The following is a 21,719-nucleotide window of genomic DNA, read 5'->3' as shown; positions in this document are numbered from 1 at the left end:
TCGGAATACCACGTTTGTTACCGCTTATCGTCAGACGTAATGGCCATTCTCGACAAGCTTTCGGTTCCTTTCCGCACCAATGACGGACCCTGGCGCTCGACAACGCCGATCGGGATTGCAACGCGCAACCGCGGAATTCATCACGACGCCGGCTATTCATCAGGGTCGGCGTATGTCATGATGCAGCGCATGAAGATTCGAAACGCGACGACCCACCTGCACCATCACCACGGACGCCCTGTGTTGCGCCGTGGATCGTTTCGCATCTAGCACTTGCATCGGGCGCTGTCCCGATCAAGACGACAACCAAGGCGCCTCCGGCGCCTTTTTTGTTTTTTGTCGCCTTAAAAACTTGCTGCGCCGATCAATCGATAACGTACGGAGTGTTTTCAATGCAACGACCGTGGAAGGAAGTGTCCTTGTCGGAATTGCCGCTCAGGGAGGATCTCAGGTTGCAGCACGCGTACGGAGCGCCGCAGCTCGACGTGCCGGTCTGCCTGAACGTCAACGAGAATCCGTATCCGCCGTCGCCATCGCTCGTCGAGCGCATCGCGATTGCCGTGGCCGACGCGGCGCGGCAGGCGAACCGCTATCCCGACCGCGACTTTGCCGAGCTGCGAACGCATCTGGCCGCCTATCTGACGCACGACACAGGCGTGACGATCGACGCATCGAGTGTCTGGGCAGCCAACGGTTCGAATGAAGTGATCCAGCAGATTCTTCAGGCGTTTGGCGGCCCGGGGCGAGCGGCGCTGGCCTTTACGCCCGCGTATCCGATGTACGACGAATACTGCCGCACGACCTTCACGCGCCTGCATATGTTGCCGCGTACCGAGGATTTCGCACTGGATCTGCATCAGGCGATCGACAGCATCCGCGCGCATCGGCCGAGCGTGGTTCTGCTGACGTCGCCGAACAACCCGACCGGAACCGCGCTTCCCGTCGACGATATCCGCGCCATTCTCGACATCGCGCCGGGCGTGGTGGTTGTCGACGAAGCGTATGCGGAGTTCCGGCGCCAAGGCGTCCGCAGCGCGGTGACGCTGCTGCCCGACCATCCGCGGCTTGTCGTTACCCGCACGCTAAGCAAGGCGTTCAAGTTCGCGGGCGGCCGCGTCGGGTATTGCGCATGCGCGCCTGCGATCGTCGAAGCGCTGAAGCTGGTTCGGCTGCCCTATCACCTGTCCGCCTTTACGCAGGCGGCCGCCTGCGCGGCGCTGGTCGCGCGTGACGAGATGCTGTCGCAGGTCGACGCGATCAAGGCCGAGCGCGACGCAATCGTTTGCTGGCTGCGCAGCCAGGGTTTCACCGTGGCCGATTCGGACGCCAACTTCGTGATGTTCGGCAAGTTTGCCGATCGCCACCGGATCTGGAGCGGGCTCCTGCGCCACGGCGTCCTGATTCGCGAGTCCGGCCCGCCGGAATACCTGCGCGTGTCCATCGGCACCGCGGTGGAGATGGCCGCGTTTCGCGCGGCGTTGCTTGCGGTGACGGCGAACGAACCGGCAGCGGACCACGCGGTCGATGGCGCGATGAAGAGCGACGTTTGATGATCGCGTCCATTCGGGTGCGCCGTGCCGGCCACGTCGCCCGTCGCGGCGGCCGGCGCGTGTCGGTGCGTGTCGGTGCGTGTCGGTGCGTGTCGGCGCAATGACCAACGATGCGCTTACTTCATCGCCACGTATCGCGATTCCATCTCGTCGATTTTCGCGAGCACCGTTTCGCCGAGCTTTCTGAGGTGACGCGGCACGTCGGGCGTCGACAGCAGTTCCTCGATCCGCCGTCGCCAGTAACTCGGGTGCCTCACGCGTGCGGCGCCCGACATTGACACGTCGTCAGCGATCGTCTCGCTGTCCAGGAGAGCCACCATTCTCTGGATGTGAGAAAGCTCTCGTTCTACATAGTCTCGTGCCAGCATATTGATTGAAATTCCCCGAAATGCAACATCAGGCGTTCCGTCATCAACGCGCCATCGTGCGGCGATGCATTGAGGCATTGAGGCATTGATGCACCGCACACGTTGCCCGTCAGCGTACGCCCAGCCTGTGTCAGTCGACTGCGTAGGCATTCCCGGCGTTCGACACGGAATGGCAACCCTGTCCGTGCGTTCCGGTTACATCCATCCCCGATGCGCTGCTGCCAATCGTAGGCGGACTGTCCGGCGCCGGCATCCCCAAAAGTGGGGATGCCGGCCGAAATCGGGGAAGTGGCGGTTTCAGGAAATGACGGGAAGCGGAATGGCCGGCGAGCACGTGGCTGCCCGCCGGCGCCGCGGCGCGATCGCGCCCGACTCGAACGGCCTGCCGCCGGTGCGCTGTTGTCGGGCGAGTCGGAAACGGGGATTTTCAGCGTGCACGAACGGATCTCGCCCCGTGCGCGACGGAGCGCGGTTACCGCCGATAAGGCGGCGGCTCGAGTTTGACCGGATCGGGGTTCAGGCGCACCCATGCGACGGCGAACCGGCACAGTTGCGCCGGATCGCCGGACTGGCGCTTGACGTCGTGCACGACCGCTTCCACGTCCGACAAATCGGCCGACGGCAGCGGCGTGCCGGTGCGCACGAATGCCGCGAACGCATCGGCCATCTTCCGGAAATCCGCGTCCCAGTTGCAGCCGCCGTTGTGGTCGAGTTCGTACGCGATGCGGCCCGAGATCCGGATGAGTTCGCCCTGCACCGTCGCTGCATGCCCGGCCCCCGGCACCAGTTGCGTCCACAAAGCCCGATGCTGCGCTTGCCACGTGCCGGCCGCGACGACGATCGGCCGCCGCGCGTCGTGCAGTTGACGGCGCGGCACCGGCGGCACGTCGAACAGCGTGTAGAGCCGCTCCAGCGCGGCGCTGGCCGCATCGACGGACTCCGGGTTGAAGCGCTCGCGCATGAACTCGAAACGCTCGCCGATCTCCGCGACGCTGGTCTGCATGGGCGGCGTCCTCGCCGCGCCGGCGCCGAGCAGCACCTCGGCGAGCGCGACCATGTGTTCCAGATCCGCATTGCCGCAGGTGCGCAGCGCGCGCTCGAGCGGCGTCTGCCCGTCGCGGTTCAACGCGTCGACGCGGGCGCCGTGGTCGAGCAGCACGCGGGCGGACTGCGCATTGCGCGAATCGGCCGCCGCGTGCAGTGCGGTGCCGATCGATGCACCGTCATCGTGAACGTCCGCGCCGAGTTCGAGCAGCACGTCGAAACGACTGCGACGGCTGCGGGCGCGCACGTGCAGCGCGGTGTTGCCGTATGCGTCGGCCGTTCCGATATCTGCGCCGCGCGCAACCAGCCAGCGGGCAAGGTCATCGGGGCAACGGTCGAACGACAGTGCCGTCCGTTTGCCGACCCCGCCGCGCGCATTCACGTCGCAGGTGTCGAACACGGCCTGCAGCTTCGCGAGGTTGCCTTCGTCGAGCAACGTTTCGAAGTCCTTCGGTAGCAGCTTCTTTTTTGCTTTCGGCATTGCAAGTCTCCGCCATCGCAGGAATACGCATCATGCATCGGTTGTCTGAATGTGTTTCGCAAGGCTGCCTGCACGTGAAATCCGGCTCGCGGAGCATCAGCTACCGGCATTGCTACGCTGCAACCGGAAAATGAAATCCGCTTCCACCGAAGCACCTTTCGGCAATTGCAGCACGCCGACCGACGAACGCGTATGAACGCCCGCATCGCCGAGCACCGCATATAAAACGTCGGACGCACCATCGGCCACTTCGCTTTGCATCGTGAAGCCGGGTGCGCTCCGCACGTACACGGTGATACGCGGAACCGTCTCTATCGCATCGAGCGTGCCGCAGTGCTTGCGAATCAGCGACAGCGCACGCAGCGCCGATATTCCCGCCGCACGGCGACCGTCGTCCAGCGAAACGGATTCGCCCACGACGCCGACGAAGTGCACCACGTCCCCCACCCGCGGAATCTGGCCGGCAATATAGGCCGTACTCCCGTCGACCAGAACCGGCGTGTACTTTCCGCCGATCCTGATTTCCTCGTCCGGATCGAATCCGAATTCGGCCGCAACCTGTATCAGCTGATCGTCTCTGTTCATCAGTGAATTCCCGGATACTTCCGAAAAAAGATAAAGAATAGTCGAGTCTCCCGAGCTTGCCCCGAAAGAGAAAGTCGGCCGCGAACGGCCAAAGGGACGCGACCGGATCGTCCGGCGCTCCCGGGCAATCAAGTACGAATTCACCGAAGCGACGCACTTTTCAGGTGTTCGAAGCAGTCTTGCGCGCCATATCGCTGGTGGAATTCGTAGTCGGCGAGAATTTCCTCATCATTTCCGATTGAAACCGCTATCATATGTGCACACAACCCAACGAGCGATATATGGCAACTTACAAGGAACTGAAAGCCCAAATGGAAGCTTTGGCCGAGAAAGCCGAAGCAGCGCGCGCCGCGGAATTCCAATCGATCGTCGACGACATCCGCGCCAAGGTCGCGGAATTCGGCATTACCGAGAAGGACATTTTCGGCGTACGTCGAGGCCGGTCGGCCAAGCAAGCGGCCGCCCCCGTGCAGGCAAAGTATCGCGACCCGAAGACCGGGGCAACCTGGTCTGGCCGCGGCCGTGCGCCCGCATGGATCAAGGATGCGAAGAATCGCAATCGATTCCTGATCCAGGAATAAGGTTCTCGACGCGCACCGGCGCGCGGTTCAGCGCGCTGTCCGGCGATATTGGGCATCGATACCGGCGGTATTCAAAGACCGCTCCGGGTTGATGGTGATTTGTCTCATTCAGCGCGTGGCGCGCCGGCTAATCGTCAGATCGCGTCGCGCGCCAATACTTTCTTCACCGTTCGTAATAGATCGCAAGCCAGACGGATTGCTCGTCATCATGCGTCCACGCGACGCGATGGCGGCAATGCGGCTCGATCAGCACGTAATCCCCGGGGCGCATGTCGTGCCGCGTCGAACCCTCTTCGAACTCGAGCACGGCCGCCCCCGACAGCAGCACGACCCATTCGGCGCGCGAGTCGTCATACCAGAACCCGTCGGGACTCGCGTGCCCCATCGACACGATCCGCTCGACATTCAGGCGCTGCCCCGTGACGAGGATGTCGATCCGCTCGTCGCCGCCGCGCCGCCCTTCGACGCTGAACAGGTTGCCGGTTTGAAGTTGCATGGTTTGACCTCGTCGTTGGCCTTCGTTTGAAGGAAGCAGGTTCAAGAGTGCCGGGAACGTTCACTGTAGCCTAACGGTCGCCTTGTTTACAAACGCGTCGATGAATGCACGCAAAAAGATGATGAATGGCCGTTAAAGCACCCGCGCCCATTCATTGCCGGGGTGGAGAGTGCCGAGGCAGTCTTTTAGCCAGACGCGTTCGCCAACCGGCAGTTTCTGCAATGCCCGGTCGAAATCCTGTTGGTCTTTGGGGCGCCGATCCCTGGCCTTGAACAGAAGTACTGCGGACGGATTCGGATACGGGATATCGTCGGCGGTTCGCACACCCTTTCGGCACGCGGCCGCTTGAACGACAGATCCCGCTTGTAGGCCCACCATTCGCGCGTTCCAGGTTCGATCGTCATATCGACCCGCCAACATTCAGCTGCACGATCGAATCCCCAACAATGAGTTGGGTGTGCCGGATGGCAGCATTCAGAAATATCAAGTGCAGACGCGAAAGTTCACGGCACCCATTCCGGATCACCAAGCCAAGGTCCCGTTCTGAAACACTACAGATGACCGCCGGCCACTTTGAGACATTCAACAGCAGTGTAAAAAGCCGGGAAATTTCCCGGCCTCTTTCAGAATCGGAAATTGATGCCTGCATGCAGCAGCGGCACCGCCAGATCGACGTGTCCGGCGAACCCGCGCGATGTGTGCGGATCGGGGCGTCGATCGTCACCGGCAATTCGACGCCCTCTTTGTCGCGCACGCCTGCCCGCCACTAGCGCGATCACCGAACCGGGCACGTTGCCCATGCCCTTCAGGTCATCCGAACCCTCCCCGCTAAAACTGATCGAATCCTTGCGCCCGCCCGCATAGCCGATCGATGCGGACACAAATATGCCGCGCGGCGATGTATAGCGGTAGCCTGCCCCGCCTGTGGAACTGATGAAAAAGCCGTTGGAAAATACGGCGGAAAACGACGGCCCGATGACACCTCGATACTGATTGCTGCCTTGATAGCGTGGCGCGATGCCACCGCCAAGCGAAAGCGTATATTCGTTTTCGGCATGTGCGGTGACAGCAAAGGTCAGGGTGCCGAGCGGAATGCAGTAGCGGCTGAAAATTTAGGACATTATTTTGATTCTTTGACGAAATAGATGGTCTATAAAGCCGTTTCAAACATCCCATGAGGGGACGACGGCAATCCGGGGACGCACGGATCCCCAAGACAGTGGCCTAACCTCGCGGATATCGACGAGACGATCGAGCCCGGACGTGTGCCGTGAACGCGAAGATCAGGATCGCGGATCGAGCCAGTCCCGGACGAGCCGGGCAACCTGCCTCCGGCGCTCGATCATCACCATATGCCCTTCGCCTGGCAGCGCATGATGAGTGACCGACGGCACCCACGCGGACGTTTCGCGCGCTGCGTCGGCGAAGATCGGGTCGGCGGCGCCGCCGACGATCAACGTATCTGCGCGGATCTGGCGGGGCCACGGCGAACCGTCGTGTGCGTCGTCACGCAACGCGCGCAGGGTGCGGACTATGACGTGTCTTGCGTTGACCGACGACGCGACGCTGCGGCGTCGACCGAGCAACGCTGCGCGCAGGAGCAGGTTGCGCCAGCCTGCGCGGAAGCATCCCGACATCGTATCGAGCAGGCGTACGAACTCGGAGCGGGTCGCGTGAATGATTTGCTGCTCGACCAGCCGGCAGCCGTCCGGAGCCAGGCGATGCGCACTCGAGATCAGCACGAGTCGTGAGACGAGTTCCGGATGGGCGGCCGCAAGGCGAGCCGCGACGACGCCTCCGAACGAGATGCCGATGAGCGTCGTGCACTGCCAATGCGTGGCGATCCCACGCGCGATATGCGCGACGATGTCGATGATCCGGTATTGCGCGCCGGGCTTGTCAGGATACCCGAGCAGTACGAACGGCGTGTCGGGCGGCAGGATGCCGGCAACGCGGCGCAGGTCGCGCCGCAGCCGACGCGGGGTCGCCTTCGAGACGAAGGCTTGTCCGCCATTCAGTACGACGACCGCTGGCGGTCCGTTACCCACCTGCGCGGCCAGGATACCGCCGTCCAGCCGCATCGCTCGAACGGGACGAGCACCGATCCGGAACTCGTTCAGTTCGTCCGGCATGGGGTTCATGCGCTTCCTCCGATGAAAAGACGCCAGCATGAACCCTGACGTCCACGTGAGGGTCAAGCGCCAGACTCATCGTTGCCGTCGTCGGCAATGACGGCTCCCTGACGTTGCAGCCATGCGAGTACGTCGGAATCGATCGGATGGCCGGCTTGCAGAATGGGCTCGTCACGCAGTGCCTGTTGCAGCTTGCGGCGTAGCGCGCCGTCGCCGCGCGTCGTTCGTTCGAGCAACGAGTGCCAGCGGCTCGCGAGCGAGGCGGGATATCCCTTGTCGGCGCCGCAAGCGATCGCCCGTCTGATGTCTGCACCGAGCGTGATCCATTCGGCCGACAGCGTCTTGTCGAGGCGCTGGAGTTCGTCGTCCGTCAGGTGGCGCCGCCAGGCCGCCAGATGCAGACGGGTCGCCTGTTCGATGTAGGCGATCAGCGTGCGATCGAGCCCTGCATGGTCGGGAGCCGGCGCCGCGCCGGCATGCAACTGCCGCCAGCGCCGCGTGATACCGATGTCGCCGTCCATCCATTTCATCGCGGCGGCAAGCCAGCGATACGCGAGCTTTTGCGCTTCGCGGGAGTCGGGCGGGACATGCCGATCCATTGCGTCGCGCACGTCCGCAAACAATGTCGACAAGGCCGCTTCCATGTCCTTCCAACGCGCAAGGATCGTCGCAATTTCTGACGTGTTGAAGTGTTCCCGATACCGATCGAGCAACGCGAGCGTGTCCGGCCAGTCCGCATCACGCCAGGTCATGCCTGAATCGGAGGCCGCTTGCAGCACCCCGAGCCGCTCGCTTAGCGTATTCAACCTTGTCAGTTCAGCGTCGATTGCGCGCCGGCTCTCGGCAATCACTTCCGCCAGGGCGAGCTGCCGGTTGCGCAGCATCTGCGCGATCGCATCCAGTGTCAGGCCCAGACCACGCAGCGCCTGGATCGTCCTGATCGTCGACACGCTGGCTTCGTCGTACAACCGATAGCCTGATGTAGAGCGGCCAATCGGCTTCAGTAGACCTGTCTGATCGTAGTAGTGCAACGCGCGGACGGTAATGCCGCAACGTCGGGCAAGCATGCCAACCGTTAATGGCATAGAAATTCCGTCAACAATATAGAGTATGGCGGATAGGGAAGCGGGAATTGCTCAATGCCCGTGACTGGCGCGTTCCGGGCGAATTTCTGCTCCTGAACAAACAGCAACGGCTTTCGGAAATTCGCTGGTGTAGGTGCCAGCGTAGCTTTCTGATTCCAGCCGCGTCACACAAGGCGCAAAGGCCCGCGCATCATTGGAGTGACGTTGGCAGGTGCGTCGGTGCGTTGAGTGCTCATGTGACCGGGAAAAGTTGTCTTGGCCGCCCGAGTTTACCAGCGGCCCGGACGTGCGAGCGCGAAGTTCGCCTTTCGGCCAGGCGCCCGAGGTCACGATCGGTTGAATCTGCAGCCGGACGCAGCCAATCGCGTTCGTCGTTAGCCGACCATCTCCGAGCATCCTTCCGCACCCGTCAAGCCATTGCCTTCAACCACGCAAGCAGATCCGACTGCGCGCTTCCGGCCGTCACGGGTTCCGGCGTCAGCAAGCAGTAGTGCGAGCCGTCTTCCACGAAACCCATCGGCGCGACCAGCACACCGCTTTCCAGATCGTCGCGAACGAGATGCCAGGGGCCGATGGCAACCCCCAGCCCCGCGACTGCCGCCTGCAGACTGAAATAGAAATGGTCGAACATCTGCCGCCGCCCGCTCCCCGCCAGCCGATTCGCGGCCACCGCCCATTCCTTCCACGCGTCCGGCCTGGTCCGCGTATGCAATTGCGGAGCATCCGGCTTCAACAAACAACCATCGCGGCCACTGGAAAACCACGCATCGACTTTGTCCGGCCGACAAACCGGCCCCACCCTCTCGGTAAACAAACGCTCGGCGTGATAACCGGCCGGCCAGGCAAAGTCATTCCGCCGGATAGCCATGTCGATGCCGCTGTCGAACGAAAACGGACCGCCCGCAGCGGCCAGGTGGATATCGACGCCCGCGTATCGGGCCTGGAAACCCGGCCAGCGCGGGATCAGCCAACGCATCAACAGCGTGGGCTCGCACGACAGAACCCAACGCCGCACGCGGGCGGCCTCGGTGCGCAATTCGTGCGCGGCGTGACGCATCAGGCCCAGGCCGTCATGCACCGCCTGGGCCAGCTTGCGGCCCGCGTCGGTCAGGAACACACGACGGCTGCGCCGCTGGAACAGCGCCACGCCCAGGTCGTCTTCGAGCAGACGCACCGCACGGCTGACCGCGCCGTGGGTCACGCACAGCTCGTCGGCGGCACGACTGAAATTCTCGTGACGCGCCGCCGCCTCGAAACAGCGCAACGCCATCAGCGACGGCAGGTTTGCACGAACTTGTTGTGAGTCAATCTCACCATTCTGGTCAGAAATCATCGCTTTTCCCGATGGAATTCAGTCCCTAAGATTGTGCCATGACGACATCAATCGAAAGGACGACGCGATGACGGAACTGATAGTTGTAGTCACCATTACGCTGCTGGCCGTCATCAGCCCCGGGCCGGACTTTGCGATGGTCACGCGCAACAGCCTAATGCTGTCGCGCCGATCGGGCCTGCTCACTGCGCTGGGCATCGGGCTCGGCGTCACGGTCCACGTGAGCTACACGCTGCTGGGTGTGGGCCTGCTGATCCGCCAATCGCTGTGGCTCTTCAATGCCGTCAAGCTCGTCGGCGCGATCTACCTGATCTACCTCGGAGCGAAGATGCTCATGACGAAGGCCAACACCGGGCAACCCACCGTAAATGTGGCGCCGCTGTCCGATCTGGCGGCGCTGCGCACCGGTTTCTTGACCAATGTGCTGAATCCCAAAACCACGGTATTCATCGTCAGCCTGTTCATGCAGGCAGTCCGGCCCGACACGCCGTTGATCGTGCAGATCGGCTACGGCGCCTTCATCGCGTTCGCGCATGCCGGCTGGTTCAGTCTGGTGGCCGCCTGCTTCTCCGCCACGGTCGTCCGCGAGCGATTGCTGTCGCTGCGTCACTGGATCGACCGCACCTTCGGCGGCTTGCTCGTGGGCTTTGGCGTCGCGCTCGCCATCGCGCGTGGCGGCCGCTGATTCGTGTATCCGGTCCGCGCTTCCAGGCGGCCGTCAGGCATGTTCCGCTGACGCGCCGGATGCGAAGCGCGGTTGCCTTATTCAGAACGCGCGCGCAATCGCACGGGCTTCGTCGATCGCACGGCTGCGATCGACCTTTCCGTCCGGACCGAACAACGTGCGCTCGACCACAATGCCGGTGATGTCTTTCACGCCCACGAACTTCAGCCAGGTTTCCATGTACGGGCGTTGAAGGTCGAACTCGGCGGCCGGCGTAAACGAACCCGGCGACTCGTAACTGAGCCCGCGCGCGTAGACGACCGCCGCCTTTTTCCCGGCCAGCTTGCCGGCAAAACCCGAACCGTCGAACGTGAACAGCACGTCCTTCTGCGAGATCGCGTCGATCAGGTGCTTGAGTTTGTACGGAATACTGAAATTCCACAGCGGCACACCGAACAGGAACTTGTCCGCTTCATGGAACGGCGCCGCGAGCTGCTCGATCTGCTGCCACGCCGCGGCCTGTTCCGGCGTCAACGCGGTTCCGCTCAATCCGGCGTATTTCGCGGCCAGCGCGGCTGCGTCGAACTCGGGCATCGCCAGATCCCAGATGTCGAGCTTCCGGATCTCGTGATCGGGATGTGCGTGCCGGTATGCATCGAGAAATGCCTGACACACGTCGATGGACGCCGAATATGCCTTGTTGGGTGAACCTTCGATATAGAGCACGCGTGTCATGGAGCCTGTCCTCGCCAAGAGTGACGGCGACGCGCGGGATGCGCGGTCGCCCACTGCGATCCGCAGACTATCGAATCGGCCTATAATTTTGAAACGATATTAATTGATTGAATTAACCCGATTCAGTGATCAATGAGCCATCCCCTCGACACGGCGCTGCTTCATACGTTTGTGGCGGTCGCCGACATGCGGAGCTTTACCGGCGCCGGTCGCAGGCTGAATCTCAGCCAATCCGCGGTCAGCGCCCAGGTCGTTCGTCTTGAAGAGCAGGTCGGCCGTGCGCTGCTCGTGCGCAATACGCGCAGCGTCACGCTCACCGCGCATGGCGAGACGCTGCTCGGATACGCTCGCGCGATGCTCAACCTGAGCGAGGAAGCCCGGTCCAGGCTGGGGCACGGCGACGCAGTCGAGATCAAGCTGCGTATCGGCGCTTCGGAGGATTTCGCGGGAGGCTGGCTACCCGACGCGATGCGTCGCTACAGCGCCGCGCGACGCGGCTTGCGGCTCGATCTGACGGTCGACATCGGCGACAGTTTGTTTCGACGGCACGCAAACGGCGAATTCGATCTCGTGATCGGCAGCCGGTGTGCGCACTCGGGCCAGGGCGCGACGTTGTGGCAGGAACCGCTCGTCTGGGCATTTGCGCGCCACGAGCCGCTTCCGGAAGGCGATGTCCCGCTCGCGTGCTTCCCCGATCCGTGTCCGTACCGAGGCGCCGCCATCAAGGCGCTCGCGCTGGCCGGCATGCGCTATCGGATCGCATGCGAAAGCCCGAGCGTCACCGGCATCCTCACGTTCGCGCGCGCCGGCATCGCGATCGCTCCGGTGCCACGCAGTGCGATCGACGACACGCTTCGCGAACTGGCCGGGCCCGAAGGGTTGCCGGAACTGCCGGACACGGAATTCGTGATGATGCATGACGCCCGGATGCCGGCCGCCGTCGAATTCGCCGCGACGATTTCAGATGAAGCGGCGGTTCGCACGGGGGCCGGTAAACGCAACCGGCCGTAGCGAGCTTCCTTCGCGCCTGATGCGCAGGCCGGCGTCGCGAAGAAGGTGCCCTATAACGCCGAGTGGCAGATGGAACAGCGGGGCGCGCTACAGGCCGTACGTTCCGCCAGTGCCCCGATCTTCATGATTCCGGGACTCCCCGGCCGGAGCGCAGCCGACCATTCGACCCGCCGCGACAGTAAGTTTTTCCCTCACATTGATTCGCAATCCGATCTTTATCCGTTCCTTTCGCATAGCGGACAGGAATCGCGCTCAAATCACCTCGAAACGCAACCCCGCGTGGCGAACCAGACGCTCGACAAAGCGCTCGTCGAACATCGTCGCGGGCGTCCAGAAACCGCCGCCGCGCCCGGTCTTGATGCCGTCCCTGCCGCAATCCAGCGCAAGACTGATCGCGGCCTGGCCCAGCATCTTGCCGGTGGAGCCGTAACCCGGATCGCGGTCGCCGGTGACTTTTACGCGCAAGGTTCGCCCGTCGTCGGTGCGGCCGAAGAAACGCAAGTCGTAGCGGCCGGCCAGTTGAGCCGCGGCGCTCGGACCCTCGCCGGGTTTCGGCAGCAGGAAGCGCTCCATCAGGCTGCGCACCGGCTTGATGACGACGCCCACCATGAACGCACCCAGGCCCGCCACCATCGTCAGCGCGGTCAGACGGCCCTTGAGGCCCGTGCCGGTCATGACGGCTTCGTCATAAGTGAACCGGCTGCCGTACGCATTGCCCGCAAGCGCATTGGAACGATGCACGACACGCTCGTTGATCGCCGCCATCACGAAGGGCGCGATCCACGTGTCGCAGTCGCGATCGAATTCGGCCGATCGAACCGCATGCTGCCGCACCGTGAAGCCATGCCCTTTCGGGCACAGTGAATAAGGATCGAGCAGTTCCCTGCGCAACGCGGGATCGGCCGCGGCTTCCCGGACGACGTTGATCATGCTCGCCACGGTACCGCCCGACGCGCCGCCCTTCAGTGTTCGGACGCGCATCTTCACCTGCCCGGCCGGCATGCCCCACTGTTGCATTGCCTGTTGCTGCAGGAAGAACACGCCCATGTCCGACGGAACCGAATCGAACCCGCAGCAATGAACGATGCGCGCGCCCGATTGCCGGGCCGCGGGCTCGTATTTTTCGATCATCCGCTTGATCCACTGCGTCTCGCCGGTAAGGTCGCAGTAGTCGGTGCCGGTTTCCGCGCAGACCCTGACCAGCGGCTCCCCGTAAAGCGCGTAGGGTCCGACAGTCGATACGACCACCCGCGTTTGCGCACAGAGCGCCCGCAATTGCGCTTCGTCGGCCGCGTCGGCCACGATGATCGGCACCGGCCGTCCCGCCGCGCCGAGCGAATCCCTGACCTGCCTGAGCTTCGTTTCGGAACGGCCGGCAATGGCCCAGCGCAGCGTCTCGCCGGCGCCCGACAGGTATTCGGACAGGTAGCGGGTCAGAATCTGCCCGACGAAACTGGTGGCGCCGAATACGACGAGATCGTGCGTCGGCTGGGTCATGGACGGCTCCTTCGGCGCGGGCGTGTCGCGAGCGTCCGTGCCGTTAACGTTGCTTTCCGGGTTCATCGAAGGCCTTCAAAGGCGTCGGCAGGTTCAGGACCAGTTGCGCGCCTTCTCGCGCTACCGAAGAGGCACCTGATCGAGCCCGCAAAGAAAATCAGGAACCGCTTCCCCGATCGACGCGAGATAGCCGGCCATCGCGCCAGCGACTTTCCGTACAGCGGGACGTGCGGTCATCCGTGCACGCCAGGCCAGCAGGCTGGGTGTCTCTGCCGTCATCGGCGCGCCTTTGCGTGCGCCGAACAACTGCGCCATGTAGAACGCGATGTCGGCGTAAGAATACGTCCCGGCCAGAAATTCCCGATTCTCGAGCACGTGTTCCATGCGTCGATAGTATTCCGATGCTTCGGCGCGTGCAGCCTGCGCCGCCGGATCGTCCGGCGTCGCTTCGAGCCCCATCAGCCGGATAACGTGCGGAAAATAGATTTCGTCGCTGCAATGTTCGAGCTGACGCGCGATGGCGCGCGCCGCCGGATGCGCCGGCCATAACGCGGGATCGGGCTTCAGGTCCTCGAGATATTCGAATATCTGCGTGGAATCGAAGATCTCCAGCGTGCCGTCCATCAGCACCGGCACTTGCCGCTTCGGGTTGATACGCAATACATCCGGATGCTTGGGGTCGTAGCCGCGAAGCTGGCTGAACGGTGCCAGCACCAGTTCGAAATCGATACCCTTCTCGTGCGCTGCAATCTCGACCTTGGCACCGAACATGCTCAGCGGTCCGGAAATTATCTTCATGGCTCGATCTTCCTTTGCTTTCTCGAATGCGCGCGTGAATGTTTTACCTTCGCTTCGATGAAACGAATCAGGCATGCCGCCAAGCATAAGTCCGATAACATGACATCTCATGTCATGTATTTCAGGAAGCGGATCGCTCATGAAAGCCAGTCGCCTGTTGTCGATCATGATGATGCTGCAAGCGCGCGGCCGGATGACCGCACCGGCGCTTGCCGAAGCACTGGAAGTGTCCGAGCGCACGATCCTGCGCGATATCGACCAGCTCTCCACGGCCGGCGTGCCGATCTGGGGCGATCGCGGCCGCAACGGCGGCTTTCAGTTACGCGACGGGTGGAGTACCGATCTCACCGGGCTCACCGAGCACGAAGCGCATGCGCTGATTCTTGCCGGCTTGCCCGGGCCGGCGAGAGAACTGGGCCTCGACGGCATGGCCACTTCCGCACGGCTGAAGATGATGGCCAGCCTGCCGCCCGGCTCGCGCGAGCAGGCCGATCGCGTCGCCAGCCGGCTGCACATCGATACCGTCGACTGGTATCGGGCACAGGAAACGCCGGAGTTTCTGCGCGAAGTCGCCGATGCGGTGTGGGGTTCGTACCGTATCGAAGTGAAGTATCGAAGCTGGCGAGGGGCGTCCCGCCGCGAACTCGAACCGCTCGGCCTGGTGCTCAAGGGCGGCGCCTGGTATCTGATTGCCAAGGTCGTGGGCAAACCGGGCGCACTCACCTTCCGGCTGGCGAATATCTGCGAATTCAGCGCGACGCGGCGCCGTTTCAAGCGCCCTGCGCGATTCGATCTGGCGCAGCACTGGCGTGACGCAATGAGCCGGTACGAGACCGATATTTACCGGCTGACCGCTCATATCGCCGTATCGCCGCGCGGCGAGACCTGGCTGGCCAATGCGCGGATCAAGACCGCGCCGGTTTTGCAGGAGGCAGGCAACGCGGAGGTGCCGTCAGGATGGAAGGTGTTCCTGATGCCCATCGAATCCATCGAGCACGGCGCGCGGAAGCTGCTGGGGTACGGCGCGCATCTGAAGATCCTCGGGCCGCAAGCGCTCAAGGATCAACTCATCGAAGAGTTGTCGCAGTTGAAGGCGCTCTATCAATCGGGCGGCGATTGAAGCGTCGCCTTTGGCGTCGATGCACCGCGTATGCCGTATCGAACCGTGTTTGCCGGCCAATAACGGCATCTGAGGCCACCGTCGGCACAATCAAATCTCGTCGGCAAACTCGTCGAGAAAGCGGCGCAAGCGATCGTGGCGGATGTTCGCCAAACGGGCACCGGTAGCGGTCTGAAATCCCGACGCCAGCTTCAGCAGTTTCGTGCGAAAGTGATCGATCGCGAATCGCGTGTCGTCGAGCTCGCGTGCCGATGCGTGCGGATCGGCCGGGTCATACAGCGCACTGCCCATCCGGCCGGCGACATAAAAACAACGTGCGACACCCAGCATGCCGATCGCATCGAGCCGGTCGGCATCCTGCAGCGTTTTTGCTTCCAGCGTCATCGGCGTAACACCGGCCGAAAAACTATGCGCTTCGACCGCATGCGCGACAGCGTCGATCTTCGCGTCCGGCCAATCCAGCGACTTCAGCACCAACCTGGCCTTTTCCGCCGACAACCGCGATGCCTGCGGCCGAAGCGGAGCGTTTTTCTCTACCGACACGCAATCGTGCAGCAGCGTTGCCGCAAACAGCACTTCGGCATCTCCGCCCTCCTCGGCATGGATCGCCGTCGCGTTCTTCCACACGCGTTGCAGATGCGAAGTGTCATGGGAGCCGTCGCCGTTGGCGTCGTTCCAGTGAGCCAGCAGGGTCTCGGCCAATTCCTGAAAGGGGGCAAACGCAGATGTCGTCACGGGTGCGGGCGATGAAAGACTGAATGCCGATTATCGCCGCAAGCAGCGACACGGCACACGATCCGCGGTCCATGCGAGCGCATGAAGCAAACCGTTCCCCCCGGCGGAACCCGATTGGCTTATAGTGCGGAGTTCCCATTCGACGAGGAGATCCGCAATGAAACTGCAGGCCAACGGTCCATTTGAAGTGAAGCTGAATCCGGAATCGCTGAGTAGCGTCGCGGAAAACACCGGACTCGGCCGCATGTCGCTCGACAAGCAATTTCGCGGCGACCTGGAAGCCGTCAGCCACGGCGAGATGCTCGCGTTTCGAAGCAGCGTTCAAGGCTCCGCGGGCTACGTTGCGATGGAAGCCGTGCAAGGCACGCTGGGTGGCCGCCAAGGCAGCTTTGTCCTGCAGCACAGCTCCACCATGATCCGTGGGCAGCCGAAACAATCGATCACCGTCGTGCCCGATTCCGGAGCGGGAGAATTGCTGGGGCTCTCAGGCTCGATGATCATCAACATAGATAACGGCCAGCATTCGTACACCTTCGACTACGAGTTGCCCGAATCGCCGCAGTGAATCGCCATGCAACGGTGCCGCTAGACGATGACGCGCTCCAGCCTCGCGCGCGCCGTACGGAAAGCAGCAGCCTCATTCGTCGGCACGTCACGAAAGCAATCGATATCGACAACTCGGCTGCGGTCGCAAACGTCAGCACGTCATGCGACCGCCTCGTCGCGCAGACGGAACTGCGCGACCGCCGCGCTCAGCCGTGAACCCTGCTCGTCGAGCGACAGCGCCGCGGCCGCCGCTTCCTCGACCAGCGCGGCATTGCGTTGCATCGTCTGCTCCATCTGGATGACCGCGGCGTTCACCTGCTCGATGCCCGACGACTGTTCCTCGAAGGCGTTGCTCGTTTCGCTCATGATCGCGTTCACGCGCTCGACCGCGGCGACGAGTTCGGCCATCGCCGAGCCGGCCAGCGTGACGAGGCCGCTGCCGTCTTCGACCCGTCGCGCGGAATTGCCGATCAGATCCTTGATTTCCTTCGCCGCCGACGCGCAACGCTGCGCGAGCCCGCGAACTTCCGTTGCGACGACCGCGAAACCGCGCCCCTGCTCGCCGGCACGCGCGGCTTCGACGGCAGCGTTCAACGCGAGGATGTTCGTCTGGAACGCGATGCTCTCGATCACGCCGACGATGCCGGAGATCCGCGCGGAGCTGTGCGAAATCTCGGACATCGTCTCGACGACGCGCCGCATCGTGTCGCCGCCGCGCGACGCGATGCCGGCCGCGCCCTCAACGTAAGTGCGGGCATCGCGCGCGTTGTCCGCATTCTGGCGCACGGCCGCCGTCAGTTGCTCGACGCTCGCCGCCGCCTGCTGCAGCGATACGGCCTGTTGCTCGGTACGCGCGGACAGGTCGACGTTGCCGCTCGCGATCGTGCGAACGTCGCCGACGATCGTCTCCGTGCTCGCACGCACCTGGTTCACGGTGTCGACGAGGCCGTCCTGCATCCGCTTCAGCGCATTCAGCAGATAAGCCATTTCGTTTGCGCCGGGAATGACGACCGTTCCGGTCAGGTCGCCTTTTGAAATCTTTTCGAATTGATCGACCGCGAGATTGATCGGCTCGATGATCGCCTTCGCGAGCACGCGCTGCGCAAAGAAGCCGACGACGAGCGCAAGCACCGCGACCGCCGCCATCCCCCATACGATCCGGTGGAAATTGACACCGGCTGCATCGTAGCGGGCTTTTTCGCGTGCGACCTGGAACGATTCGAGCGCGTCGATCGCATCCTGGTACGCAGCGAACAGCGCCGGTGGCGCCGTGCGCTGCGTATCGAGGAAGTTGAACGCGTCGTCGCCGTCGAGCTGCGACAGCGCCTTCAGGAACACGCGCTCGAGCAGCGCGCGGCGGCGGTTCTGCAGCGTGTCGAACAGTGCCTGCTCATTGGCGTCGCGCACGTGCAGGCGCGTGTAGGCGTCCAGTTCGTCGTTGCTCTGCTTGAGGAGCACGTGCAGTTGCGCGATTTCCGCTTTGCCCGACTGGCCCGCGCTAATGATCTGCGCGACATCGCTCATGCGTTCGCGCAGCACGAGCATCCGCTCGGAGCTGGTCTTCAGGTGCAGCAGCGACGCGGTGTCGTCGCGGTACATCGCCTCGAGCGAGCCATTGCTCACGTAGAGGCCGGCGATGCATGCGCCGACCACCAGCACGAGCAGCACGGTATAGCCGGCGATGGTCGCGACGAGTCCGCCACGGATGGTGAATTGTTTTCGCATGACGTTCCCTTGCGCCGACCACGCGCGGCCGGCGGCGGATGTGGATTCCGGATCAAGAAAGACGAGCGTTGCATCGCAACACGCGGCGCGTGGGCTACGAACGGGTTAACGGCGAGGTCGGCGGGAAGGTTTTATCTGCACGCGACGCGAATCTTGACGATTGCGACAAATGGAGCGCGGAAGATGCGTGCAGCCGGGAAGTCTCGCTGGTGCAACTTCGAGCGGGATCGCATTCGCTGCAATCGCTCGCCGACAGGTCGAAGCGGCATCCTCGACATAGACGTACAGAAACGCCGGCATCGGATCGCGCAGACCGTCTCCGCCGCCAACCATCACGACGGAATCGCCGATCCGGATTTCGGCAGGCAGCCCGGCGCGGCGCGCGGCACTGCTCCATTTTTCAGTGGCGATCAACGTCGATCATCGTGACCATCGATGTGCGCGGTGCAATCAGCGCGGTAACCGCTAGAATTGCGGTTTTAGCCCGGAATACGCCCATGTCTTTTGCCTCGCTTGGCCTGATCGAGCCCTTGCTGCGTAATGTGCAGGACCTCAATTACCAGACACCTACGCCGGTGCAGGCCAAGGCGATTCCTGCCGTGCTCGGTGGCAAGGACGTCATGGCCGCGGCACAGACCGGCACCGGCAAAACGGCGGGGTTTGCGCTTCCGCTGTTGCAACGGCTGGTGCAACACGGCCCGGCGGTGTCCAGCAACCGCGCACGTGTTCTGGTGCTGGTGCCCACGCGAGAACTGGCCGAACAAGTGCTGCAAAGCTTTGTCGATTACGGCAAAGGCCTCGATTTACGATTTCTGGCCGCCTACGGCGGTGTGAGTATCAACCCGCAAATGATGAAGTTGCGCAAAGGCGTGGATGTGCTCGTTGCCACGCCGGGCCGTTTGCTGGATCTCAATCGCCAGAACGCCGTGCAGTTCGATCAAGTACAAACGCTGGTGCTGGACGAAGCCGACCGCATGCTGGATCTGGGCTTTGCGCGCGAACTCGACACCGTCTTTGCCGCGTTGCCCGCTCGGCGCCAGACTCTGCTGTTCTCTGCCACGTTTACCGACGATATCCGTGCCATGGCGGCGGGCATTCTGCGCAGCCCGGTCAATATCAGCGTCAGCCCGCCCAATGCCACGGCCAGCAAGATCAAGCAGTGGGTGGTGCCGGTGGATAAAAGGAACAAGCCCGACCTCTTCATGCACCTTGTGGCCGAGAACAACTGGGAGCACGCGCTGGTGTTCGTCAAAACCCGCAAAGGCGTGGATTACCTGGCGGCCATGCTGGATGAAGCGGGCTATGCGATCGACACCATCCATGGCGACAAACCGCAACCCGCGCGCCTGCGTGCGCTGGAGCGCTTCAAGACGGGCGAAGTCAATATGCTGGTCGCCACCGATGTGGCTGCGCGCGGGCTGGATATCGACGACCTGCCGCTGGTGATCAACGTTGATCTGCCGATCGTGGCGCAAGACTATGTGCACCGTATCGGCCGTACCGGCCGCGCGGGCGCCAGCGGCGTGGCGGTGTCCCTGGTGTGTGCCGATGAAGCGCCGCAACTGGCCGCGATCGAAGCGCTGATCCGGCAAACGCTGCCCCGTGAAGAAGAGCCGGGTTTCGAAGCCGAACACCGCGTGCCGGAAACCAGCGCAACGGGGCAGATCATCAAGAAACCCAAAAAGCCCAAGAAGCCCAAAGTGCCGCAAGCTGCGTCGGGCGCCATGCAGGCGCCCGGCAAAAAACCGCGCCCGCAAGGTGGCGAAAACAAGCGCAAGCCGGCGGCGCAGCGTGCTGTAGCCGCGGGGAAAGGTACAAGTTCGTCCAGCGGCAACCCATTCAGCGCGCAGAAGCCACGCAGCAAACCCGCCAGCAAACCGGCTGCGGGTTCACGCAAGCCGGCTGGCAAACCCGCTGGCGGCCGCGGCAAACGTCAACCCTGATTCGTCGGGATGAGTCACGCCAGCCCCGCAACAGGCCGGCGGTTTGCGGCCCCCGCTGGCAGGCCGCGGCGCGGCTTCGGCGCGCATCGGGTCGGCGGGTAACGGCGCACTGAATCCAGGATTCGCAACGACTTCGGGGCCGAACGGACGTTGAAATCGTGCGCAGCGAGCGCCCGATCGAGGGCGTCTCCGGCGAATGTGCCCGCTTCTCGCACGAAAGCCGTCATTTGATCGGCATCGCGAACTACCGATTAGGGTCGTTCGGAATCACCGACCGGCTTACGCTCTGCCTGACCCGCGCGCCATGCCACGCATGGCGCGCAGCCACGCAGGGCCACATCGCTTCCCCCGCAAAACGGACCGCCCGGCAACACAGTTACAAGATAATTATTGACGCTGACACTACCCGGCGGTTAGTGTGTGCATCGAAGTTCAAGAAGTTCGATTGCTGTTCATCAATTGCTCGCTCCTCGGCGGTATTCGTTGTCCTCTCCCTCCTTGACGCTTCATGCGCTCTTCAACAGAGCAAATCTCCGTATTTTTTTCTCAAGGAATCTTCATGGATACCGGTATCGTCAAGTGGTTCAACGACAGCAAAGGCTTTGGCTTCATCACTCCGGACAAGGGCGGCGACGACCTGTTCGCTCATTTCTCCGAAATTCGGGCCGACGGCTTCAAGACGCTGGCTGAAAATCAGAAGGTGAGCTTCGAAACGAAGCAAGGCCCGAAGGGTCTGCAAGCGGCTAACATCCAGCCGCTGTAAAGTTTGAAGAACCCGGCCTCCCGAAACGGACGCCGGGTTGCAGCGACACCCTCGCGGAGCTTCGTCTCCCAAAGTTGGCGCGATCGCTCTTAGCTGCATCTGTTTATTCAGCAGCTTGCCAAGCGCCACACGCCTCGTTGCACTTCATTCTCCCCTCTGGCTGCAAGGCCCTTTTTTCGCTTTCCGACTGCTTCAGATTCAGCTCGCAATGGCTTTGAATCGGCGCACCCGTGCATATTTCGCACGGCACGCGCGCATTCGCACATCATTATTAAAATTAAAATGCAGAACAAACGAATTCAACAATACAACGGCTATGCCGTCCAACCCTCGGCGCATCGTTTGCCCGACGGTAGTTTTTCATCCAACCTGCTGCTCGAACGCACCGATAGCTCGCGCGCCGAAGGCCGCTACCAGTTCTATTCGCTCGATTACTTCACGAGCGAAGCGCAGGCGCTGCAGCACTCGACACGCTGGGCACGCAACTGGGTCGACACGCGCGGTTAAAGGCAGCGCCCCAGTGCCGG

At 62.8% G+C, this 21,719-nt stretch carries 25 protein-coding genes; 10 read left to right on the top strand and 15 right to left on the bottom strand.

The window, feature by feature from the left end:
• Positions 1 to 39: 39 nt before the first annotated feature.
• A complete protein-coding gene (locus ACPUER_RS06565; protein WP_425130681.1) occupies positions 40 to 270 on the top strand; it encodes a hypothetical protein in 231 nt (76 codons plus the stop codon).
• Positions 271 to 392: 122 nt separating this feature from the next.
• The gene (locus ACPUER_RS06560; RefSeq protein WP_425130667.1) at positions 393 to 1,550 is read left to right on the top strand and encodes a histidinol-phosphate transaminase; all 1,158 of its coding nucleotides are present in this window, start codon (positions 393 to 395) and stop codon (positions 1,548 to 1,550) included.
• 116 nt (positions 1,551 to 1,666) lie between these two features.
• Here ACPUER_RS06560 and ACPUER_RS06555 read toward each other — a convergent pair whose 3' ends face one another.
• The 3 genes from ACPUER_RS06555 to ACPUER_RS06545 all read right to left on the bottom strand — a co-directional run bounded on the left by ACPUER_RS06555 (position 1,667) and on the right by ACPUER_RS06545 (position 4,028).
• Entirely contained in the window at positions 1,667 to 1,918 is a 252-nt protein-coding gene (locus ACPUER_RS06555; RefSeq protein WP_425130679.1) for a hypothetical protein, read from the bottom strand.
• Positions 1,919 to 2,390: 472 nt separating this feature from the next.
• Complete coding sequence (locus ACPUER_RS06550; RefSeq protein WP_425130666.1) at positions 2,391 to 3,443, bottom strand: ankyrin repeat domain-containing protein; 1,053 nt, start codon at positions 3,441 to 3,443, stop codon at positions 2,391 to 2,393.
• 96 nt (positions 3,444 to 3,539) lie between these two features.
• Entirely contained in the window at positions 3,540 to 4,028 is a 489-nt protein-coding gene (locus tag ACPUER_RS06545; protein ID WP_425130665.1) for a RidA family protein, read from the bottom strand.
• Positions 4,029 to 4,309: 281 nt separating this feature from the next.
• Between ACPUER_RS06545 and ACPUER_RS06540 the strand changes: the two genes are divergently transcribed.
• Positions 4,310 to 4,609 carry an H-NS family nucleoid-associated regulatory protein gene (locus tag ACPUER_RS06540; RefSeq protein WP_034182467.1) on the top strand — a complete coding sequence of 100 codons (300 nt, stop codon included), beginning with the start codon at positions 4,310 to 4,312 and terminating at the stop codon, positions 4,607 to 4,609.
• Between the two features lie 163 nt (positions 4,610 to 4,772).
• Here ACPUER_RS06540 and ACPUER_RS06535 read toward each other — a convergent pair whose 3' ends face one another.
• From ACPUER_RS06535 to ACPUER_RS06510, 6 genes are all read right to left on the bottom strand, one after another.
• Positions 4,773 to 5,105, bottom strand: coding sequence for a cupin domain-containing protein (locus tag ACPUER_RS06535; protein ID WP_425130664.1), 333 nt, complete (start codon positions 5,103 to 5,105; stop codon positions 4,773 to 4,775).
• Positions 5,106 to 5,237: 132 nt separating this feature from the next.
• Positions 5,238 to 5,429: a hypothetical protein gene (locus ACPUER_RS06530; RefSeq protein WP_425130663.1), complete on the bottom strand. Its 192-nt coding sequence runs from the start codon at positions 5,427 to 5,429 to the stop codon at positions 5,238 to 5,240.
• Between the two features lie 299 nt (positions 5,430 to 5,728).
• Complete coding sequence (locus ACPUER_RS06525; RefSeq protein ID WP_425130678.1) at positions 5,729 to 6,184, bottom strand: MipA/OmpV family protein; 456 nt, start codon at positions 6,182 to 6,184, stop codon at positions 5,729 to 5,731.
• 204 nt (positions 6,185 to 6,388) lie between these two features.
• Positions 6,389 to 7,246: an alpha/beta fold hydrolase gene (locus ACPUER_RS06520; protein WP_425130662.1), complete on the bottom strand. Its 858-nt coding sequence runs from the start codon at positions 7,244 to 7,246 to the stop codon at positions 6,389 to 6,391.
• Positions 7,247 to 7,299: 53 nt separating this feature from the next.
• Complete coding sequence (locus ACPUER_RS06515; RefSeq protein WP_425130661.1) at positions 7,300 to 8,322, bottom strand: MerR family transcriptional regulator; 1,023 nt, start codon at positions 8,320 to 8,322, stop codon at positions 7,300 to 7,302.
• Between the two features lie 409 nt (positions 8,323 to 8,731).
• The gene (locus ACPUER_RS06510; protein WP_175963406.1) at positions 8,732 to 9,655 is read right to left on the bottom strand and encodes a LysR family transcriptional regulator; all 924 of its coding nucleotides are present in this window, start codon (positions 9,653 to 9,655) and stop codon (positions 8,732 to 8,734) included.
• A 67-nt stretch (positions 9,656 to 9,722) separates the two neighbouring features.
• Between ACPUER_RS06510 and ACPUER_RS06505 the strand changes: the two genes are divergently transcribed.
• Positions 9,723 to 10,340, top strand: coding sequence for a LysE family translocator (locus ACPUER_RS06505; RefSeq protein WP_425130660.1), 618 nt, complete (start codon positions 9,723 to 9,725; stop codon positions 10,338 to 10,340).
• Positions 10,341 to 10,421: 81 nt separating this feature from the next.
• On the opposite strand, the gene ACPUER_RS06500 is transcribed toward ACPUER_RS06505, so the two are convergent.
• The gene (locus ACPUER_RS06500) at positions 10,422 to 11,054 is read right to left on the bottom strand and encodes an FMN-dependent NADH-azoreductase (RefSeq protein WP_425130659.1); all 633 of its coding nucleotides are present in this window, start codon (positions 11,052 to 11,054) and stop codon (positions 10,422 to 10,424) included.
• Between the two features lie 132 nt (positions 11,055 to 11,186).
• Here ACPUER_RS06500 and ACPUER_RS06495 point away from each other — a divergent pair, with 132 nt between their 5' ends.
• On the top strand, positions 11,187 to 12,065 hold the full coding sequence (locus ACPUER_RS06495) for a LysR substrate-binding domain-containing protein (protein ID WP_175963403.1): 879 nt from the start codon (positions 11,187 to 11,189) through the stop codon (positions 12,063 to 12,065).
• A 252-nt stretch (positions 12,066 to 12,317) separates the two neighbouring features.
• Here ACPUER_RS06495 and ACPUER_RS06490 read toward each other — a convergent pair whose 3' ends face one another.
• The gene (locus tag ACPUER_RS06490) at positions 12,318 to 13,562 is read right to left on the bottom strand and encodes a saccharopine dehydrogenase family protein (RefSeq protein WP_425130677.1); all 1,245 of its coding nucleotides are present in this window, start codon (positions 13,560 to 13,562) and stop codon (positions 12,318 to 12,320) included.
• 120 nt (positions 13,563 to 13,682) lie between these two features.
• Positions 13,683 to 14,360: a glutathione S-transferase family protein gene (locus ACPUER_RS06485; RefSeq protein ID WP_310136508.1), complete on the bottom strand. Its 678-nt coding sequence runs from the start codon at positions 14,358 to 14,360 to the stop codon at positions 13,683 to 13,685.
• Positions 14,361 to 14,499: 139 nt separating this feature from the next.
• On the opposite strand from ACPUER_RS06485, the gene ACPUER_RS06480 reads away from it, so the two are divergent.
• Positions 14,500 to 15,480 (top strand): helix-turn-helix transcriptional regulator, encoded by a 981-nt coding sequence (locus ACPUER_RS06480; protein ID WP_425130658.1) that lies wholly within the window; start codon positions 14,500 to 14,502, stop codon positions 15,478 to 15,480.
• Between the two features lie 90 nt (positions 15,481 to 15,570).
• Here the strand turns inward: ACPUER_RS06480 and ACPUER_RS06475 are convergent, their stop codons facing one another.
• Complete coding sequence (locus ACPUER_RS06475; protein WP_425130657.1) at positions 15,571 to 16,215, bottom strand: HD domain-containing protein; 645 nt, start codon at positions 16,213 to 16,215, stop codon at positions 15,571 to 15,573.
• Between the two features lie 157 nt (positions 16,216 to 16,372).
• Here ACPUER_RS06475 and ACPUER_RS06470 point away from each other — a divergent pair, with 157 nt between their 5' ends.
• Positions 16,373 to 16,780 (top strand): DUF3224 domain-containing protein, encoded by a 408-nt coding sequence (locus tag ACPUER_RS06470; protein ID WP_175963400.1) that lies wholly within the window; start codon positions 16,373 to 16,375, stop codon positions 16,778 to 16,780.
• 140 nt (positions 16,781 to 16,920) lie between these two features.
• Here the strand turns inward: ACPUER_RS06470 and ACPUER_RS06465 are convergent, their stop codons facing one another.
• Positions 16,921 to 18,486, bottom strand: coding sequence for a methyl-accepting chemotaxis protein (locus tag ACPUER_RS06465; protein WP_204421009.1), 1,566 nt, complete (start codon positions 18,484 to 18,486; stop codon positions 16,921 to 16,923).
• Positions 18,487 to 18,591: 105 nt separating this feature from the next.
• Positions 18,592 to 18,900: a hypothetical protein gene (locus tag ACPUER_RS06460; RefSeq protein ID WP_425130656.1), complete on the bottom strand. Its 309-nt coding sequence runs from the start codon at positions 18,898 to 18,900 to the stop codon at positions 18,592 to 18,594.
• An 83-nt stretch (positions 18,901 to 18,983) separates the two neighbouring features.
• Between ACPUER_RS06460 and ACPUER_RS06455 the strand changes: the two genes are divergently transcribed.
• The 3 genes from ACPUER_RS06455 to ACPUER_RS06445 all read left to right on the top strand — a co-directional run bounded on the left by ACPUER_RS06455 (position 18,984) and on the right by ACPUER_RS06445 (position 21,699).
• Positions 18,984 to 20,429, top strand: coding sequence for a DEAD/DEAH box helicase (locus ACPUER_RS06455; protein WP_425130655.1), 1,446 nt, complete (start codon positions 18,984 to 18,986; stop codon positions 20,427 to 20,429).
• 559 nt (positions 20,430 to 20,988) lie between these two features.
• Positions 20,989 to 21,192 (top strand): cold-shock protein, encoded by a 204-nt coding sequence (locus tag ACPUER_RS06450; protein ID WP_105392005.1) that lies wholly within the window; start codon positions 20,989 to 20,991, stop codon positions 21,190 to 21,192.
• Between the two features lie 282 nt (positions 21,193 to 21,474).
• A complete protein-coding gene (locus ACPUER_RS06445) occupies positions 21,475 to 21,699 on the top strand; it encodes a hypothetical protein (RefSeq protein WP_034182480.1) in 225 nt (74 codons plus the stop codon).
• Positions 21,700 to 21,719: the final 20 nt, after the last annotated feature.

Origin of the sequence: Burkholderia sp. DN3021, assembly GCF_049805555.1 — a bacterium.
GTDB lineage: Bacteria > Pseudomonadota > Gammaproteobacteria > Burkholderiales > Burkholderiaceae > Burkholderia > Burkholderia pyrrocinia_C.
This window is presented reverse-complemented; position numbering and strand designations above follow the sequence as displayed.

What these genes read in the sequence shown, in the direction of transcription:
- ACPUER_RS06565 (WP_425130681.1), top strand. Translation starts at nt 40, where the DNA reads ATGGCCATTCTCGACAAGCTTTCGGTTCCTTTCCGCACCAATGACGGA.
- ACPUER_RS06560 (WP_425130667.1), top strand. Translation starts at nt 393, where the DNA reads ATGCAACGACCGTGGAAGGAAGTGTCCTTGTCGGAATTGCCGCTCAGG.
- ACPUER_RS06555 (WP_425130679.1), bottom strand. Translation starts at nt 1,918, where the DNA reads ATGCTGGCACGAGACTATGTAGAACGAGAGCTTTCTCACATCCAGAGA.
- ACPUER_RS06550 (WP_425130666.1), bottom strand. Translation starts at nt 3,443, where the DNA reads ATGCCGAAAGCAAAAAAGAAGCTGCTACCGAAGGACTTCGAAACGTTG.
- ACPUER_RS06545 (WP_425130665.1), bottom strand. Translation starts at nt 4,028, where the DNA reads ATGAACAGAGACGATCAGCTGATACAGGTTGCGGCCGAATTCGGATTC.
- ACPUER_RS06540 (WP_034182467.1), top strand. Translation starts at nt 4,310, where the DNA reads ATGGCAACTTACAAGGAACTGAAAGCCCAAATGGAAGCTTTGGCCGAG.
- ACPUER_RS06535 (WP_425130664.1), bottom strand. Translation starts at nt 5,105, where the DNA reads ATGCAACTTCAAACCGGCAACCTGTTCAGCGTCGAAGGGCGGCGCGGC.
- ACPUER_RS06520 (WP_425130662.1), bottom strand. Translation starts at nt 7,246, where the DNA reads ATGAACCCCATGCCGGACGAACTGAACGAGTTCCGGATCGGTGCTCGT.
- ACPUER_RS06515 (WP_425130661.1), bottom strand. Translation starts at nt 8,322, where the DNA reads ATGCCATTAACGGTTGGCATGCTTGCCCGACGTTGCGGCATTACCGTC.
- ACPUER_RS06510 (WP_175963406.1), bottom strand. Translation starts at nt 9,655, where the DNA reads ATGATTTCTGACCAGAATGGTGAGATTGACTCACAACAAGTTCGTGCA.
- ACPUER_RS06505 (WP_425130660.1), top strand. Translation starts at nt 9,723, where the DNA reads ATGACGGAACTGATAGTTGTAGTCACCATTACGCTGCTGGCCGTCATC.
- ACPUER_RS06500 (WP_425130659.1), bottom strand. Translation starts at nt 11,054, where the DNA reads ATGACACGCGTGCTCTATATCGAAGGTTCACCCAACAAGGCATATTCG.
- ACPUER_RS06495 (WP_175963403.1), top strand. Translation starts at nt 11,187, where the DNA reads ATGAGCCATCCCCTCGACACGGCGCTGCTTCATACGTTTGTGGCGGTC.
- ACPUER_RS06490 (WP_425130677.1), bottom strand. Translation starts at nt 13,562, where the DNA reads ATGACCCAGCCGACGCACGATCTCGTCGTATTCGGCGCCACCAGTTTC.
- ACPUER_RS06485 (WP_310136508.1), bottom strand. Translation starts at nt 14,360, where the DNA reads ATGAAGATAATTTCCGGACCGCTGAGCATGTTCGGTGCCAAGGTCGAG.
- ACPUER_RS06480 (WP_425130658.1), top strand. Translation starts at nt 14,500, where the DNA reads ATGAAAGCCAGTCGCCTGTTGTCGATCATGATGATGCTGCAAGCGCGC.
- ACPUER_RS06470 (WP_175963400.1), top strand. Translation starts at nt 16,373, where the DNA reads ATGAAACTGCAGGCCAACGGTCCATTTGAAGTGAAGCTGAATCCGGAA.
- ACPUER_RS06465 (WP_204421009.1), bottom strand. Translation starts at nt 18,486, where the DNA reads ATGCGAAAACAATTCACCATCCGTGGCGGACTCGTCGCGACCATCGCC.
- ACPUER_RS06455 (WP_425130655.1), top strand. Translation starts at nt 18,984, where the DNA reads ATGTCTTTTGCCTCGCTTGGCCTGATCGAGCCCTTGCTGCGTAATGTG.
- ACPUER_RS06450 (WP_105392005.1), top strand. Translation starts at nt 20,989, where the DNA reads ATGGATACCGGTATCGTCAAGTGGTTCAACGACAGCAAAGGCTTTGGC.
- ACPUER_RS06445 (WP_034182480.1), top strand. Translation starts at nt 21,475, where the DNA reads ATGCAGAACAAACGAATTCAACAATACAACGGCTATGCCGTCCAACCC.